This window comes from Curvibacter sp. EU05-FHT14A10 (genome assembly GCF_058791075.1).
The window spans coordinates 75,525-92,017 of record NZ_JBYTDE010000016.1 but is presented as its reverse complement, the minus strand read 5'-3'; the positions used below and the strand labels follow the sequence as shown (position 1 = coordinate 92,017).

At 67.1% G+C, this 16,493-nt stretch carries 13 protein-coding genes; 9 read left to right on the top strand and 4 right to left on the bottom strand.

Going from position 1 to position 16,493, the window contains the following annotated elements:
* Positions 1-2: 2 nt before the first annotated feature.
* From AC3WUT_RS24405 to AC3WUT_RS24385, 5 genes are all read left to right on the top strand, one after another.
* Positions 3-1,028, top strand: a complete 1,026-nt coding sequence (locus AC3WUT_RS24405) for a Bug family tripartite tricarboxylate transporter substrate binding protein (protein ID WP_492349652.1) — start codon at positions 3-5, stop codon at positions 1,026-1,028.
* Positions 1,029-1,140: 112 nt separating this feature from the next.
* Complete coding sequence (locus AC3WUT_RS24400; RefSeq protein ID WP_492349651.1) at positions 1,141-2,169, top strand: porin; 1,029 nt, start codon at positions 1,141-1,143, stop codon at positions 2,167-2,169.
* Between the two features lie 134 nt (positions 2,170-2,303).
* On the top strand, positions 2,304-2,903 hold the full coding sequence (locus AC3WUT_RS24395; RefSeq protein WP_492349650.1) for a MarR family winged helix-turn-helix transcriptional regulator: 600 nt from the start codon (positions 2,304-2,306) through the stop codon (positions 2,901-2,903).
* 99 nt (positions 2,904-3,002) lie between these two features.
* Positions 3,003-6,068, top strand: a complete 3,066-nt coding sequence (locus AC3WUT_RS24390) for an EAL domain-containing protein (RefSeq protein WP_492349649.1) — start codon at positions 3,003-3,005, stop codon at positions 6,066-6,068.
* A gap of 26 nt (positions 6,069-6,094) precedes the next feature.
* Positions 6,095-6,496 (top strand): VOC family protein, encoded by a 402-nt coding sequence (locus tag AC3WUT_RS24385; RefSeq protein ID WP_492349648.1) that lies wholly within the window; start codon positions 6,095-6,097, stop codon positions 6,494-6,496.
* Positions 6,497-6,845: 349 nt separating this feature from the next.
* Here AC3WUT_RS24385 and AC3WUT_RS24380 read toward each other — a convergent pair whose 3' ends face one another.
* The gene (locus AC3WUT_RS24380; RefSeq protein ID WP_019575718.1) at positions 6,846-7,304 is read right to left on the bottom strand and encodes a CYTH domain-containing protein; all 459 of its coding nucleotides are present in this window, start codon (positions 7,302-7,304) and stop codon (positions 6,846-6,848) included.
* Between the two features lie 199 nt (positions 7,305-7,503).
* Between AC3WUT_RS24380 and AC3WUT_RS24375 the strand changes: the two genes are divergently transcribed.
* Complete coding sequence (locus AC3WUT_RS24375; RefSeq protein WP_492349647.1) at positions 7,504-8,187, top strand: nitroreductase; 684 nt, start codon at positions 7,504-7,506, stop codon at positions 8,185-8,187.
* A gap of 28 nt (positions 8,188-8,215) precedes the next feature.
* Here the strand turns inward: AC3WUT_RS24375 and AC3WUT_RS24370 are convergent, their stop codons facing one another.
* Together AC3WUT_RS24370 and AC3WUT_RS24365 are read right to left on the bottom strand one after the other, a co-directional pair.
* On the bottom strand, positions 8,216-9,853 hold the full coding sequence (locus AC3WUT_RS24370; RefSeq protein ID WP_492349646.1) for a 3-(methylthio)propionyl-CoA ligase: 1,638 nt from the start codon (positions 9,851-9,853) through the stop codon (positions 8,216-8,218).
* 25 nt (positions 9,854-9,878) lie between these two features.
* Positions 9,879-11,108: an ABC transporter substrate-binding protein gene (locus AC3WUT_RS24365; protein WP_492349645.1), complete on the bottom strand. Its 1,230-nt coding sequence runs from the start codon at positions 11,106-11,108 to the stop codon at positions 9,879-9,881.
* 210 nt (positions 11,109-11,318) lie between these two features.
* Here AC3WUT_RS24365 and AC3WUT_RS24360 point away from each other — a divergent pair, with 210 nt between their 5' ends.
* Positions 11,319-12,905 (top strand): MFS transporter, encoded by a 1,587-nt coding sequence (locus tag AC3WUT_RS24360; protein ID WP_492349644.1) that lies wholly within the window; start codon positions 11,319-11,321, stop codon positions 12,903-12,905.
* Positions 12,906-13,004: 99 nt separating this feature from the next.
* Here AC3WUT_RS24360 and AC3WUT_RS24355 read toward each other — a convergent pair whose 3' ends face one another.
* The gene (locus tag AC3WUT_RS24355) at positions 13,005-14,195 is read right to left on the bottom strand and encodes a GGDEF domain-containing protein (RefSeq protein WP_492349643.1); all 1,191 of its coding nucleotides are present in this window, start codon (positions 14,193-14,195) and stop codon (positions 13,005-13,007) included.
* Positions 14,196-14,579: 384 nt separating this feature from the next.
* Between AC3WUT_RS24355 and kdpF the strand changes: the two genes are divergently transcribed.
* Complete coding sequence (kdpF, locus tag AC3WUT_RS24350) at positions 14,580-14,678, top strand: K(+)-transporting ATPase subunit F (protein ID WP_492349642.1); 99 nt, start codon at positions 14,580-14,582, stop codon at positions 14,676-14,678.
* 6 nt (positions 14,679-14,684) lie between these two features.
* Entirely contained in the window at positions 14,685-16,484 is a 1,800-nt protein-coding gene (gene kdpA, locus AC3WUT_RS24345) for a potassium-transporting ATPase subunit KdpA (protein ID WP_492349641.1), read from the top strand.
* The last annotated feature ends 9 nt before the right edge of the window (positions 16,485-16,493 follow it).

Below are 16,493 nucleotides of genomic sequence, written 5' to 3'. Positions count from 1 at the left end.
CCATGCCCGCGCCCACGTCCCCCCGTTTTGCCCTCCCCCGCATCGCCCTCACCCGCCGCCACACCCTGGCCCTGGCCGCCGCCGCGCTCGGTCTGTGCGCCGCCACCCAGCCGGCCCTGGCCCAGGGCTCTTACCCCAACAAGCCCATCACCCTGGTGGTGGCCTACCCGGCCGGTGGCGACACCGATGCCATGGCGCGCCTGTTCGCCGAGAAGCTGCAAGGCCGCCTGGGCCAGCCCGTGGTGGTCGACAACCGCCCCGGCGCCAGCGGCATCATCGGCAGCGCCTTCGTGTCCAAGGCGCCGGCCGATGGCTACACCCTGCTGCTGGCGCCCAGCACCTTCTCGATCGCACAGTTGGTGATGAAGACCGGCCCAGGCTCGGGCTATGACGTGCTCAACGGCTTCACGCCCATCATCCAGACCGTCACCATGCCCATGTTCGTGGCCGCCTCGGGCGCCAGCGGCATCAAGGACATCAAGGAACTGGTGGCCCAGTCCAAGGCCAAGCCCCTGACCTATGCCACCCCGGGCAGCGGCTCGCCCATGCACATCCTGGCCGCCATGTTCACCAAGGCCAGCGGCGCCGACCTGGCCCACGTGCCCTACCGCGGCGTGGCCCCGGCCGTGAACGATGTGCTGGGTGGCCATGTGCCCCTGACCTTCATGACCCTGGGCCCCGTCGCGCCGCACCTGAGCACGGGCAAAGTCAAGCTGCTGGGCGTGGCCGACACCCACCGCTCCACCCTGGCCCCCGACGTGCCCACCCTGGCCGAACAGGGCTACAAGGACATCGAACTCACCGCATGGCAAGGCCTGTTCGGCCCCAAAGGCCTGCCCACCGACATCGTGAAGACGCTCAACACCCACATGAACGACATCCTGAAGATGCCCGATGTGGTCAGCAAAGTCGGCACCTTTGGCGGCCTGCCACTGGGTGGCGAGCCGGCCCGACTCGAAAAGAGCAATGCGGCCGATCTGGCCCGTTTCGGCAAGGTAGTGAAGGACTTCGGCATCCAGGCCGATTGAACCCCGCCCCGTTCTGGTTCCCCCGCCCGGCCAGGGCCGCCCTGGCCGGACCTCCCCACGACGAAGCAGCGCTTCGTTCCATCAAACGGCACATCTCTTGGAGGAGAAGCCCATGAAAAAATCCCTCATCGTTCTGGCGGCCCTGGCTGCCGCTGGCAGCGCTTCGGCCCAGACGGCACCCAGCTCGTCGGTCACCCTGTTCGGCACCATTGACGTGGGCCTGGCCCGCGTCTCGGGAGACACCCTGACCCGCACCGGACTGTCCACCAGCGGCGCCAACATCAGCCGCATCGGCTTTCGGGGCACCGAAGACCTGGGCGGCGGCCTGGCCGCCGGCTTCTGGCTCGAAGGCGGCCTGGACGTGAACACCGGCGCGGGCAAGAGCAGCGGCGCCTTCAGCTTCAACCGCCGCGCCACCGCCAGCCTGATGGGCGCCTTCGGCGAGGTGCGCATCGGTCGCGACGACTCGGCCACCTTCCTGAACACCCTGATCTTCGACCCCTTCCTGACCAACGGCGTGGGCGGCACCGGCACCTTTGTCATGAATGGTGCCCCGATCCAGATCAGCAATGCGGTCAGCTACTTCCTGCCGGCCAACCTGGGCGGCTTCTATGGCCAGGCCCAGGTGGCTTTTGGCGGCCAGGCCTCCAACTCGAGCACCCCCAACCTGGGTGACTACCGCGGCCTGCGCGGGGGCTATCGCCAGGGCCCGATCCATGTGGCACTGGCCACCGGCAAGCTCAAGGGCGCCACCGCCGCCGCCGACGTGACCGCCAACAACATCGCCGGCTGGTATGACTTCGGCGTGGTCAAGCCCTCGTTCATCTGGGCCAGCGAAAAGACCGCGGCCGCCAAGATCACGGCCTTCCAGATCGGCGCCAGCGCCCCGATCGGCGCCAGCGAACTGCGCGCCTCGGTGGGCCGCTACGACACGTCGGGCAACAACGCCGACTGGACCAAGGTGTCCCTGGGCTATGGCTACAACCTGTCCAAGCGCACCCAGCTTTACACCAGCTACGGCCACATCAGCAACAAGGCCGGCGCCCAGCGCGCCATCAACATCCAGGGCCTGGGCGCCGCCGGCACCTCGCTGGGCGGTACCTCCAGTGGCTACGAAGTGGGCATGCGCCACTTCTTCTGATCCGAGGTTTCTCCTAGGTTGACTTGGCCTGCCATGGCCCGGGGTTTCCCCCGGGTCCGGCAGGTTTTTTTGCGCCCAAGGCATTCCTGGCCTGTGAAAGAATCAGGCTTTTGTCGCCGCCTGTGTCCAGCCACGTGCCCCGTCATCGCCCCCTCACGCCCTCTGCAAAACAACCTCAAACTGCGGATCTCGCCAGTCCCTGGGTCGATCTGGACGAGCACGGCAGCGGGCTGTCCGTCGACAACTTCATCACCTCCTGGATGAACCAAATCAGCCACGCGCTGCGCCGCACCCTGACGCTGAGCTATGCCGAGCCCTTTGGGGTCAGCGTGGCCGAGTGGCGCATGATGGCCTTCATCGCCCACGAAGGGCGGCTGTCGCTGTCTCAACTGGCCCAGCGCTCCAGCACCGACAAAGCCCTGGTGAGCCGCACACTCAAGCTGCTGGAACAACGTGGCTTGGCACTGCTGCAGGCCAGCGGACGCGGTCGGGCCCGCCAACTGTTGTGCCGCCTCAGCCCCGCCGGCCTGGACCTGCACGATCAGATGATCCGCATCGCGCGCGAGCGCCAAGCCGCCATGTTGCGTGTGCTCAGCCCGAGCGAACGACAAGGGCTTTACGAGGCCCTGAACAAGCTCCAGACAGAATGCGCACGTCAGAACAGGCTGAGTGAACCCCAACCACCGCAACGAAGCCCCGCTCCGCATCAAGGTCATACGATCACCGATGATTGAGGTGCTGACAATGGACTGGCGTCCAACCCGTCATTTCCGAGCAAGCCATCGCAGGTCAAATGGGTCCAGGCAGGCCTCTCGGCCCGCAGAAGGAGACGAATGAGTGAGCCCAGCCGCAGCGGCTACATCCTGCGGGCAACCGCGTTTTACCTGCTCTTCGGGCTGGGATGGATCGTGCTGTCGGACCGGGTGTTGCTGGCGCTGACCGACCCGCTCGATCTGGCCGCACTTTCGGCCGCCAAGGGCATCTTTTTCGTGCTGGCCTCAGCGGCGGCCTTGTTCATGGCGCTGCGCTCCGTACCGGGGGACAAGGCAGCGGTCAACGCTGCCGGGCTGCCCGATCCCGCAACCCAGGCCAGGCTGCGTCAGCGCTGGCCCAGCTACGGGTTTGCCTTGCTGATCACCGGGTGCATGCTGCTGGTGCACCAGGCCATGAAGCCCATGGACACGGGTCACCCCCAATTCATTCTGTTCGTGCTGCCCATCGCCCTGAGCGCGCTGGTGGGCGGCCTCGGTCCGGGGCTGATGGCCACCCTGGTGGCGCTGGTCGGCACTGACCTGATGTCACAACCCGCGCTGCACAGCCTGGCCGCCTCGCCCCAGGACCAGTTTCGCTGGAGCCTGCTGCTGGTCAACGGCCTGGTGCTGAGCCTGCTCAGCGATCGCCTGCGGCGCGCCAACAGGCGCTTGCAACGCAGCAGCCGGCTGCTCAACTCGGTCGTCACCGGCACGTCGGATGCCGTGTTCGTGAAAGATCGCCAGGGGCACTACCTGCTGGCCAATGCCGCCGCCGGGGCCTTTGTCCACCGGGCGCCGGCCAGCATGTTGGGCGTGACCGATGCACAGCTTTTCGACACGGCATCGACCAAACACCTGCGTGAACTCGACCAGCAGGTGATGCAAAGCGCCCTGGTGCAGACACACGAGGAAGGCCTGACCACGCTGGACGGCCAGCAGCGGGTGTTCATGGTCACCAAGGGCCCCGTGGTCGACGAGGCTGGCTCGGTCAGTGGGCTGTTCGGCATTGCGCGCGACATCACCCACCTGAAAGCCGACCAGGAACGCCTGCAGACGAGCGAAGCCGCCCTGCGCGAGCGCGAACAGCAACTGGCCCGGGTGCTGCAGGGCTCCGATCAGGGTTACTGGGACTGGCACCTGCCCAGCAACAGCTTCGTGGTGAGTGCGCGCTGGGAGACCATGTTGGGCTTCGAGCCGGGCGAGATGGACGTCAGCACCCACCGATGGCCCGACATCGTGCACCCGGAAGACCTGCCGACCGCCATGAGCTCGATCGAACGCCATCTGCAAGGCGAGAGCGACGCCCATGTGGTGGAGATCCGCTGCCGCACCAAGCAAGGCGACTGGCGCTGGATCCTGTCGCGCGGCAGCATCGTGCAACGCAGCGAGTCGGGGCAGCCCCTGATCATGGCGGGCACTCACACCGACATCACCGAGCGCAAGCAATCCGAACGGGCGCTGCGCGAGGCCAGCGTGGTGTTCGAGAGCAGCCACGAGGGCATCATGATGGTCAACCCGAACGGGCTGATCACCAAGGTGAATCCGGCCTTCACGCGCATCACAGGCTTCTCAGAGGCCGAGGTCAGCGGCCGCTCGCCCCGCTTGCTGGCCTCGGGTCAGCATGGCGAGCCGTTCTACCAAGAGCTTTGGCGCTCGCTGCATCAACACGATTTCTGGCGCGGCGAGATCTGCAACCGGCGCAAGAACGGTGAGTTGTACGTGGCCCAGGAGACGATCTCGGTGGTGCGCGCCCCTCAAGGCAAGGTGCTGCACTACATCGGCGTGTTTTCCGACATCAGCCAGCTCAAGGCGCACGAGGCCGAACTGGACCGGGTGGCGCATTACGACCTGCTCACCGGGTTGCCCAACCGGCACCTGCTGTCTGACCGCATGAGCCAGTCGATCCGGCGCTCGCAGCGCAGCGGGCATCCCAGCGCGGTGTGTGTGCTGGACCTCGATGGCTTCAAACACATCAATGATCGGCATGGTCACACGGTGGGTGACCAATTGCTGATCGGGCTGAGCACCCGCCTGCAACAGGTGCTGCGGGCCGAGGATACGCTGGCCCGCACAGGGGGCGACGAATTTGTGCTGGTGCTGTCCGAGGTCGGGTCCACCGAAGAGTGCACGCTGATCCTTGACCGCCTGCTGCTGGCGGTGCGCCAGCCCTTTGTACTGCCCCCCGAACTGTCTCTGAGCGTGAGCGCCAGCATTGGCGTGAGCCTGTACCCCGCGGACAACGCCGACCCCGACACCCTGCTGCGCCATGCCGACCAGGCCATGTACCTGGCCAAGCAGGCCGGCAAGAATCGCTATCAGTTGTTCGACCCTGAAAGCGATCGCCTGGCCCAGGCCCACCGGCAAAGCCTGGAGACCCTGGAGCGGGCCCTGGCCCAGGGCGAGTTCGTGCTGCATTACCAACCCAAGGTGGACCTTGACGGGGGCGAGGTCATCGGCGCCGAAGCGCTGATCCGATGGCAGCACCCCGAGCGCGGCCTGCTGCCCCCAGGCGAGTTCCTGCCCCTGGTCCAGGGCAGCACGCTGGAGCCCTCACTGGGCGAATGGGTCATCGCCAGCGCCCTGGCGCAACTCAGCCGCTGGCACAGCCAGGGGCTGAACATGAAGGTGAGCGTCAACATCAGCGCCAACCACCTGCTGAGGCCCGAGTTCTGCGCCCGCTTGGGCGAGGCCCTGGCCCGCCACCCCGAAGTGCCCCCAGCCCACCTGGAACTGGAGGTGCTGGAAAGTGCCGCCATCGCCGACATGGGCCAGGCTGTCGACATTCTGCGCAACTGCCGCGCGCTGGGCGTGCATTTTTCACTCGACGATTTCGGCACCGGCTACTCCTCGCTCACCTACCTGCGCCAGCTGCCCGTGGACACGCTGAAGATCGACCAGAGTTTTGTACGCGACATGCTCACCGACCCCGACGACCTGCGCATCGTGCAAAGCGTCATCCAGCTGGCCGGGGTGTTTCACCGACAGGTGATCGCCGAAGGCGTGGAAACCCTGGAGCATGGCGCCCGGCTGCGCCAGATGGGCTGCCACTGCGTACAAGGCTATGGCATCGCCCGCCCGATGCCCGCCCAGAACCTGCCCGGCTGGTGCGCCGGATGGCTGCAGGCCCAGGCCTGGCAACACCTTTGACACCCCGAGCCTCTCTGGAGACCTGCATGCTGTCCCACATCTTCATCGGCATCACCGACTTCGAACGCGCGCTGCGCTTTTACCGCCCTGTGCTGGCCAGCCTCGGCATCGAAGAACGCTTCTGCGAACCCGAGCGCCCCTGGGCCGGCTGGCACAGCGCCGGCGGCCAACGCCCCCTGTTCGTGATCGCCCGCCCCCACGACGGCCAGCCCCCCACCCCCGGCAACGGCCAGATGACCGCCTTCCTGGCACCCACACGCGCCGCAGTCCACGCCGCCCACGCCGCCGCCCTGGCCCACGGCGGCACCTGCGACGGCCCCCCCGGCCCCCGCCCGCACTACCACGCCCACTACTACGGCGCCTACTTCAAAGACCCCGACGGCAACAAACTCGCCGTCGCCTGCCATACCCCCGAAGACACCCCATGAACGCCCCTCAAAAAGGGCCAGGAACCAAAAACGAGGGGGCAACAAGGCCCGTTCTTCAATCAGCAGGCCTGCAACGACGCCATCAAGCCGGTGCCAAGCCATCCGAGGCAGCGGCAATGACAGGAAAAAAGTGAACAAGGGGGCCCTCAAGGCCCCTCTCTTCATCCAGCAGACCTCAAACGAAGAGGTCAGCCCGCCGCCCGGCCGCCCGAAGGCGGGCTGCGGCCCCCCTGGGGGGCTGAGTCCTGCGGCTCCAGGCCTGCCTGCGCAGGGCTGGACAGGGCGAAGAGCGTCCGCGTCTCGCGGCCGCACGTGGGAGTGACACGCAGTGCACGACCGTGGGGGCCATTTATTCAGGCCACCCCACCCTTGCCAACGACTCGTTGTCCCAACCCTTGCGCCCCGTCAGCTCTTCGCCCACCCAGTCGGGCAGGTCGACGGCCGTCTGTTCGCTGGGCAACTCCACCTCCACCGTGTACAGGCCCTCGAGACCGCCGTGGTAGCGGTCCACCTCGAAGGTGTGGCCTTGGTGCTCAATGAAGAAGCGCGTCTTCTCCAGGGCATAGGCGCCGGGTTGGCGCGCCATCTGCTGGGCATCGGCCACCGGGATCTCATACTCCCATTCGTGCCGGGTGGCGGCACTCAGCGGTGCACTCTTGAGTGTGAGCCAGGCCCGGTCCTGAGACACCCGCACCCGCACCAGCACCGCGCCCTTGGCCAGGTAGGCCTGCAGAAAATGGGAGCCGCTGAGGCCCTCCAGGATCGCCGGGGTCCTGAGTTTGAATTTGCGCTCGATTTCCAAGGCCATGGTGATTTCCTCCTGAAGGCTGCCGCTGCTTTTTGAATGAGGCCCGATTGTGTCGCACCGGCACCGGGGTGGCCGCCCTCAAAGCGCGCACATCGTCACTTCCGACGATTGAAAGTCGTGCGCAGGACAGGCACGCTGGGGGCCGATCCTCGATGATGGATGCCACCCCACTCCACCCCCACCCTGCCCCACAGATCCCATGAACCTGCATGACGCCATCGCCACGCGCCGTTCGGTGCGCGATTTTCTGGACACCCCCGTCCCCGAAGCGCTGATCCGCCGCGTGCTGGAGCACGCCTTGCGCGCCCCGTCGGGCGGCAACCTCCAACCCTGGCACCTGCATGTGCTCACAGGCGAACCGCTCGCGAACTTCAAGGCCCAGATGCAGCAGCGCCTGCAAGACGAGGCCGCGGGCACAACCGCGCCCGAGCCCGGCGAGTACACCGTGTACCCGCCCGATCTCGTCTCGCCCTACCGCGAGCGCCGCTTCCAGGTGGGCGAAGCCATGTATGCCGAACTGGGCATCCCGCGTGAGGACAAGGCCGGCCGGCTGCGCTGGTTTGCCCGCAACTACGCCTTCTTCGGGGCCCCGCTGGCCTTGTTCTGCAGCGTGGACCGTCGCATGGGCCCGCCGCAGTGGTCCGATCTGGGCATGCTGCTGCAGACCGTGATGCTGCTGCTGCGCGCGGAAGGCCTGGACAGCTGTGCCCAGGAATGCTGGGCGCGCTACCCCCAGACCGTGGCTCAGACCCTGAAGCTGCCGCCCGAGCGCCTGTTGTTCGCCGGCATGGCCATCGGCTACGCCAATCCGGAACACCCCGTGAACCGCCTGCAGACCGCGCGCGCACCCCTGTCCGAGGTGGTCGAGTTCATCGGCTTCTGAGCCGCGGCGGCTGACCGGGCCCGGCCGCTCAGGCCGTGGGCAGGCGATGGTCCTTGAACTGCTCGCGCAATCGGGTCTTCAGCAGCTTGCCGGTGGCCGTGTGCGGCAGGCTGTCGACAAACACCACGTCGTCGGGCAGCCACCATTTGGCGATGCGCTCGCCCAGGTGCGCCAGCACCGACGCGGCATCGACCTCGGCGCCGGGGCGTTTGACGGCCACCAGCAGAGGGCGCTCCTGCCACTTGGGGTGCGGCAGGCCGATCACCGCGGCCTCCAGCAGGCCCGGGTGGGAGCAGGCCGCGTTTTCCACATCGATGGACGAGATCCACTCGCCCCCCGACTTGATCACGTCCTTGGCGCGGTCCACCAGTTGCAGATAGCCATCGGGGTCGATGGTGGCGACGTCGCCGGTCGGGAAGTAACCCTCGGCATCCAGCACCTCGCCGCCCTCGCCACAAAAGTAGCCGCTGCAGATCCAGGGGCCGCGCACATGCAGGTGGCCGTAGGCCACGCCATCCCAGGGCAGGGTCTGGCCGGCCGAGTCGACGATTTTCAGGTCCACCCCCCAGACGCCCCGGCCCTGCTTGAGCTTGACCTTGAGCAATGCATCGGGGTCCAGCTCGGCATGCTTGGGCAGCAGCTTGCTGATCACGCCGATGGGGCTGGTCTCGGTCATGCCCCAGCCCTGCACCACCTCGGCCCCAAAGTCGTTCTCGAAGCGCTCCAGCACCGCACGGGACACCGCCGCCCCGCCGATGCCGATGCGTTTGACCCCCAGCTCGCGTGGCTTGATCTGCGGGTTGGCGTCCAGGTACTGGAACAGCATCAGCCACACCGTGGGCACGCCTTGCGAGAAGGTACAGCGCTCGTCGCGCATCAGGGTGTAGACGCTCTGCCCGTCCAGGTGCGGCCCGGGCAGCACCAGCTTGGCACCTACCATGGCCGCGGCGTAGGGCGTGCCCCAGGCATTGGCATGGAACATGGGCACGATGAGCAGCACTGTTTCGGACGAGCTGATGCCGAAGGTGTCGGGCGCCAGCTCCATCAGCGTGTGCAGCACGGTGGATCGGTGCGAATACAGCACCCCCTTGGGGTTGCCGGTGGTGCCCGAGGTGTAGCACAGCGAGGAAGCCGACTTCTCGTCGAACTCAGGCCAGACGTAGTCGCCGCTCTGGGCATCGAGCAGGTCTTCGAAGCACAGCAGATGGGGTACCTCGATCGCGGGCATGTGGGCCCGGTCGGTCATGGCGACAAAGGCACGAACCGATGGGAGCCGGGGCGCCAGTTGCGCCACCAGGGGTGCAAAGCCGATGTCGAAGAACAGCACCTGGTCTTCGGCGTGGTTGATGATGTAGTCGATCTGCTCGGGGAACAGGCGTGGGTTGACGGTGTGCAACACCGCCCCCATGCCCGACACCCCGTAATACAGCGCCAGGTGCCGGTGCGAGTTCCAGGCCAGCGTGCCCACCCGGTCACCCGGGCGGATGCCCAGCGCCTCCATGGCCTGGGCCACCTGGCGGGCGCGATCCCGCAGACCACGCCAGGTGGTGCGGTGGGTGGGCCCCTCGGGCAGGCGCGAGACGATCTCGGTGTCGGGGTGGAAGGTGGCGGCGTGCTCGATCAGTGACGAGATCAGCAACGGGCGGTCTTGCATCAGTCCTTGCATGGGGGGATCCTCCGGGTTCGCTGCTTCAACCGCCGTACAGGCCGCCAAAGGCTTCATATTCCTTGCCGTTGAAACGCTGCAACACCTTCTTCTCGATCGGGTAGAAGTCATCGGGGCCGGTCTTGACCTCGATGCCGGGATACAGGCCCGGCGGGGTGAAGCGGAGGCTGGCGGCCTGCTTCATGATGTTTTCGCGCGTCAGGTTGTCGCCGGCCTGGCGCAACACCTGGGCCATCGTGGCGGCCACCGAATAGCCCAGCACATTGAGGGTGTCGTCGGGGTCGCCCGCCGGGTAATACTGCTTCATCACCGCCACATACTCGACCATCTCTTTCACGCCCTTGGCCGCCGGGTCGGAGGGGGCCAGCAGGTAGGTGGACGAAATCACGCCAGTGGCGTTGTCCAGGCCCGCCGGCTTGAGCACCGAACTCAGGGACTGCGACACGCTGACCAGGTACTGCGTGGGCTTCCAGCCCAGTTCGGCGGCCTTGCGGATGGCCTGGGCCGCGAACTTGGGCGTGCTGATGTTGAAGAACACGTCGGCCCCGGATGACTTGAAGGTGACCATCTGGCTGTCGATGGTGGGATCGGTCACCTCGTAAGTCAGGTGTTGCACGATCAAGGTCTTGGCCTTGTCGCCGAGGGCCTCGGTGAAGCCCTTCATGAAGTCCTTGCCGAAGTCGTCGTTCTGCATCAGCACGGCAATGCGGGCATTGGGCTTGGTGGCCAGGATGTGCTGCGCGTAGGCGCGAGCCTCGGCCTGGTAGGTGGGCTGCCAGCCCATGGTCCAGGGGAAGTTCTTCGGATCGCCAAAGCGCGTGGCGCCGGTGTTCACAAACAGCTGAGGGATCTTCTTGGCCGTCAGGTAGCGCTGCACCGCCATGTTCTGCGCCGTGCCCAGCGAGGCGAACATGAGCAGCACCTCGTCCTGCTCGACCAGCTTGCGCGTCTGCTCGACCGACTTGGCCGGGTTGTAGGCATCGTCCTGGGCCAGAAAGTTGATCTTGCGTCCGTTGATGCCGCCGGCCGCGTTGAGCCGATCGAAATAGGCGGCCATGGCCTTGCCGGCGGTGCCATAGGCCGAGGCCGGCCCCGAATAGGGCGACAGACTGCCGATCTTGATCTCGGTGTCGCTGGCGCCGGGGTCGTATTTCTTCTGCGCCTGCGCCACCAGGGGCAAGGCACAGGCCAGCAGCACGCCTGCGGCGGCCAGCTTGAAATGCCGACGCAGGCCGGCTTGGAAGCGAGTGAGCATGAGGTGTCTCCGAGGTGTTGTGGGCAGGCCGGGGCCAGGGCGCCCTGCGGACAGTCTGCGGGCATCGTAGAAGCCGGCTCAAGCACTCACATCGTCGGAACTGACGATATTGCCAAGGGCCCCCGGGCAGCGGTGCCGGCCCCAAGACAGGGGCTCACACGCTCGGCCCACACTGCACAGAAAACGCCATGCTGGGGAATAATGACCCGGATGACTGCTGCTGCCTCCACTTCGATCTGGGCGCCTCTGCGCCAACCCGCGTTCAGAGGCCTGTGCCTGTGTGGCGGCATCTTCTTCATTGGCAGCGGCATGCAGTCCATGGCCGCGGCCTGGTTGATGGTCGAGCTGACCGGCTCGTCATTTCTGGCCGCGCTGGTGCAGACCGCCGTGTTCCTGCCCATGTTTTTGCTGGCCTTGCCGGCCGGCGTGCTGGCCGACACCACCGACCGCCAGCGCCTGATTTCGGGTTCACTGATCGCGCTGGCCGCCGCCTCGGCGCTGCTGGCGATGCTGGTGCTGGGCGGTTGGGGTGGCCCCCACTCGGTGCTGCTGCTGATCCTGGTCTGTGGCTGCTGCCTGGCGGTGTTGACGCCGGCCTGGAACTCCTCGGTGATCGACCCGGTCCCGCGCGAGGAGTGGCCGCAGGCCATCACCGCCATCAGCATCGCCTACAACGCGGCACGCGCCATCGGGCCCACGTTGGCCGGCCTGGTGTTCACGCAGCTGGGTGCCGGCTGGGTGTTTGTGTTCACGGTCGCCTGCACGGCGGTGATGTGGGAGTCGATCCGGCGTTGGCCGCCACGCCAGCATCCCCCCTCCCGCCTGCCGCCCGAACGGCTGTGGGGCGGCACCTTGAGCGGGCTGCGCTTTGCCTGGCATTCGCGCATGGTGCTGGCCCAGTTGGTGCGGGTGATGGCCTACAGCGCGGCCGGCTCGGCCCTGTGGGCACTGCTGCCCGTGATTGCCCAGCGCCAGCTGGGCACCGGCGCTCAGGGGTTTGGCCTGCTGATGGGCTGCATGGGCACAGGGGCGGTGCTGATCGGGCTGGTGATCGGGCGGGTGCGAGCCCGCTTCGGCCTGGACCCCCTGATTGCGCTGAGCAGCGCGGTGTTCGCCGCGGCCATGCTGCTGGCGGCCTGGGTGCGCCAGTCGGCCGTGGTGTACATCGCCATGGCGTTTGGCGGGGCCGCCTGGATGGCCGCCCTGTCCACCTTCAACAGCGCCACCCAGGCCAGCGCACCGCCCTGGGTCCGTTCGCGGGCGGTGGCCCTGCACATCGTGGCCTCACTGGGGGCGTTTGCCGTCGGTTCGGCTTTCTGGGGGGCCGCGGCAGAGATGGCCGGGCTCAATGCAGCGCTCACGGCCGCGGCGGTGGCCATGGCGGCCAGCCTGCTGCTGGCACGGCCGATGCCGCTGCGCATGGGAGAGCAACATGAGGTGACCCAGGCCACGCCCTGGGAAGACTTGTTCGTGGCCCATGAACCCGAGGCCAATGCCGGCCCGGTGGCGGTGGAGCTGGGCTATCGCATCCTGCCCGGCCAGGATCGGGCCTTTCTGGACGCCGCAGCCCAACTCAAGGCCCATCGCAAGCGCGACGGCGCCACCTTCTGGCGGGTCTACAAGGACCTGGGTGAACCCTCGCGCTATGTGGAGCGATTCATCGTCAGCTCCTGGGCCGACTACCTGCACCAACGCGCCCGCTCCACACTGGCCGACCAGGCCCTGGAGGCCGAGGTGCGCCAGCACCTGGCGCCGGGCGAAAGCGTGCACATGTCGCACTACATCGCCGAGCGCTGACACCGCTGCGTCGGTATCCAGGACCACGCAGCCCAACGCTGGCCCGGTGCGACCGTCGCCTCGGCGCAAGCAACCGCAAAGGCATCAGGCCCCGGATGCTCAAGCCTCCGGGATGGCCGCAGCGGCCGGCCCCCCCGGATCGGCCATCACCACCCGGTTTCGCCCCTGGGCCTTGGCCTGGTACAGGGCGGTGTCGGCCCGCGCCACGGCTTCACTGCCTTCCTCGGGCGGGCGGTATTCGGTCAGGCCAAAAGACACCGTGAAGCGCAGCGTCTGGCCGTCCGGCAAAGGCACGGTCAGAGACTCGACATGCTGGCGCAGGCGCTCCAGGGCCTGACTGGCTTGCACCGCATCGGACACGCCCAGCAAGAGCAGGAATTCCTCGCCTCCCCAGCGCGCCAGCACATCGCCCTCGCGCAGCAACGGCACCAGCTCGGAGGCGAAACGGCGCAGCACCAGATCGCCGACCGCATGGCCACACCGGTCGTTGACCGCCTTGAAGTGGTCGAGATCGGCCAGCGCCACGCAAAAGCCGCCCCCCCGACGGGCCTGGGCGCAGCGCTCCTGCAGCTTTTCCGCGGCACGGCGACGGTTCATCAGGCCGGTCAGTTCGTCCTGGCCGGCCTGCTCGTCCAACCGCGCCAGGGCACGCTGCAATTCGGACTTCTGCTGGCTGAGCTGGGCACGCAAGGTGCTTTGGCGCCCCGCCAGCAAGGCAAAGGCGGGCAGCACGGTCAACACGATGATGAAGTTGGCCAGCTCTTCGCCGGCCGGGTAGCGACTGGGCTGCCAGTGAGGCAGAAGGGCCATGGCCACGGCATAGAGCGACACCACAAAGGCGGTCAACCAGCGCACCTGGCGCGCCGACAGGGCAAAGATGCTGAACACCAGTGCCAGGCAGGCCATGGCCAACGAGGGGCCTCGCATCGGACCCACGGCGGCATAGCAGGCCACAGCCGATACCGACGAGTAGGCGATCTGCGGCACGGTCAGGGTGGGGTCGCGCCAGCGCAGTCCGAACCCCAGCGACAGGCCCAGCAGCACCCACAGGGTGAGCGCCATCGACAACGGCGCCCACACCAGCACAAAGGCCCAGGCGGCATGGCCCAGGCGGGCCGCAATGACCATGAACAGGATCCCGCCGATCTGGCAGAGCAGCGCGGCCACGGCCTGCAATTGCCAGTACCGGATGCGACGGGCGTCCCGCGCCGGTCCGGGGACCGGCTCTGAGGCCCGAGGAGGCGACTGCGCCTGACCCGAGGGCCAGGATGTGGTGGAAAGGTAGGACAAGTGACGGCTCCCTGCCCCTCTCAGCAAGGGTGCTGGCTGGGGGTTCCATGATCATGGCGCGAAGCAGCCTTGTTTGTACAGAGCCCGTCGTCTGTCAGGCCCCCATTCAGGGCCGCGACCTGCTCACGTTCGACTCACGGCGGCTTGTGCCGGTGCGAGGTTCAGGCGCTCGACGGCTGGATTTTTACGCTTTTTATACGGCCCCCAGACGCAATTCAACCCGCTTTTTACGGCTGAAATCCTACGCTTGGCCCATCGTTATTCACCTCGATGGAGCGTCGACATGGACATCGCCTGGCTCGCCTGCGCAGCCTTGCTGGGAGGCCTGATGGCCGCCCTCACCCGGGGCCTGCAAGCCCTCGAACCCCGCACGGGAGCACCGTCATGAGCGCCGCCGAAGGGCTTTACGGCCTGGGCGCCGTGCTCGCTGTCGGCCTGCTGGCCTACCTCATCTGGGCGCTGATCCGCGCCGAGGAGTTCTGAATGGGCATGACGTCATCCGCCTGGGGCCTGCTGGCCCTGTACCTGGTACTGCTGCTGGCCTTGGCCTGGCCGCTGGGACGCTACCTCGCCGCCCTGTGTGCCGGGCGCCTGCCCGCCTGGATGCTGCGCACCGAAGCCGCGCTGCTGCGACTGGGTGGCCGGGGCAGCGACGCACCGATGCGCTGGACCCACTACGCCTACGCCTTGCTGGCCTTCAACCTGCTGGGCGTTTTCGCGGTGTATGCCCTGCAGCGCCTGCAGGGCGGGCTGCCGCTGAACCCGCAGGGCTTTGCCGCCGTGTCGCCCGACTCGGCCTTCAACACCGCCATTTCCTTCGTCACCAACACCAACTGGCAGGGTTACTCGGGTGAATCGACCATGAGTTACCTGACCCAGATGCTGGCGCTGACGGTGCAGAACTTTGTCTCGGCGGCCACCGGCATCTCGGTGGTGTTTGCACTGATCCGTGGCTTTGCTGCACGCTCGGTCCAGGCCATCGGCAACTTCTGGGTCGACCTGATGCGCGCCACCGTGTGGCTGCTGCTGCCCCTGTCACTGCTGCTGGCGCTGGTGATGGTGGGCCAGGGCGTGATCCAGAACTTCAGCCCCTACCAGGAAGTGCACACCCTGGAAACCCAGGCCTACACCCAGCCCAAGCTGGGGGCCGATGGCCAGCCCGTGCTCGACGCCCAGGGCCAGCCGGTGCAAGAAGCCCTGAGCACCGACACCCAACTGCTGCCCATGGGCCCCGTGGCCTCGCAAGAGGCCATCAAGATGCTGGGCACCAATGGGGGCGGCTTCTTCAACGCCAACTCGGCCCACCCCTACGAAAACCCGAGCGCCTTCAGCAACCTGCTGCAGATGCTGGCCATCTTCCTGATCCCGGCGGCCCTGTGCTTTGCCTTTGGCATCGAGGTGGGCGACCGGCGTCAGGGCCTGGCCGTGCTGGCCGCCATGACGCTGATGTTTGTGGCCGCGGTGCTGGTGATCACCCCCGCGGAGCAGGCCGGCAACCCCCAGCTGAGCGCCCTGGGGGTCGACCAATTGGCCAGCGCACAACAGGCTGGCGGCAACATGGAAGGCAAGGAGACGCGCTTCGGCGTCAACGCCAGTGCGCTGTTCGCGGTCATCACCACCGCCGCCTCTTGCGGCGCGGTGAACACCATGCATGACTCGCTCACCCCCCTGGGCGGCATGGTGCCGCTGGTAATGATGCAGCTCGGCGAGGTGGTCTTCGGCGGCGTGGGCACAGGCCTTTACGGCATGCTGGTGTTCGCGGTGCTGGCAGTGTTCATCGCCGGCCTGATGATCGGCCGCACGCCCGAGTACCTGGGCAAGAAGATCGAGGCCTACGAGATGAAGATGACCTCGATCGCCATCCTGGTCACGCCCATCGTGGTGCTGGCGGGCACCGCCGTGGCCGTGCTGGCCGAGGCTGGCCGGGCTGGTGTGGCCAACCCGGGTGCCCACGGCTTCAGCGAGATCCTGTACGCCTTCACCTCGGCGGCCAACAACAACGGCAGCGCCTTTGCCGGGCTGTCGGCCAACACCCCGTTCTACAACCTGACGCTGGGCCTGGCGATGTGGCTGGGGCGCTTTGGCGTGATCGTGCCGGTGCTGGCCATGGCCGGTGCGCTGGCCCGCAAGCAGCGCCTGCCGGCCAGTGCCGGCACCTTGCCCACCCACGGGCCTTTGTTCGTCGTCCTGCTGGTCGGAACGGTGCTGCTGGTGGGCTTGCTGAACTATGTGCCCGCACTGGCACTGGGCCCGGTGGTCGAGCACTTCATGCTCTGGCCCACCCATTGAATCCGCCCA

Coding starts and splice junctions, on each gene's coding strand:
- AC3WUT_RS24390 (WP_492349649.1), top strand. CDS start 3,003: ATGAGTGAGCCCAGCCGCAGCGGCTACATCCTGCGGGCAACCGCGTTT.
- AC3WUT_RS24365 (WP_492349645.1), bottom strand. CDS start 11,108: ATGCTCACTCGCTTCCAAGCCGGCCTGCGTCGGCATTTCAAGCTGGCC.
- AC3WUT_RS24375 (WP_492349647.1), top strand. CDS start 7,504: ATGAACCTGCATGACGCCATCGCCACGCGCCGTTCGGTGCGCGATTTT.
- AC3WUT_RS24370 (WP_492349646.1), bottom strand. CDS start 9,853: ATGCAAGGACTGATGCAAGACCGCCCGTTGCTGATCTCGTCACTGATC.
- AC3WUT_RS24360 (WP_492349644.1), top strand. CDS start 11,319: ATGACTGCTGCTGCCTCCACTTCGATCTGGGCGCCTCTGCGCCAACCC.
- AC3WUT_RS24380 (WP_019575718.1), bottom strand. CDS start 7,304: ATGGCCTTGGAAATCGAGCGCAAATTCAAACTCAGGACCCCGGCGATC.
- kdpA (WP_492349641.1), top strand. CDS start 14,685: ATGACGTCATCCGCCTGGGGCCTGCTGGCCCTGTACCTGGTACTGCTG.
- AC3WUT_RS24385 (WP_492349648.1), top strand. CDS start 6,095: ATGCTGTCCCACATCTTCATCGGCATCACCGACTTCGAACGCGCGCTG.
- AC3WUT_RS24405 (WP_492349652.1), top strand. CDS start 3: ATGCCCGCGCCCACGTCCCCCCGTTTTGCCCTCCCCCGCATCGCCCTC.
- kdpF (WP_492349642.1), top strand. CDS start 14,580: ATGAGCGCCGCCGAAGGGCTTTACGGCCTGGGCGCCGTGCTCGCTGTC.
- AC3WUT_RS24400 (WP_492349651.1), top strand. CDS start 1,141: ATGAAAAAATCCCTCATCGTTCTGGCGGCCCTGGCTGCCGCTGGCAGC.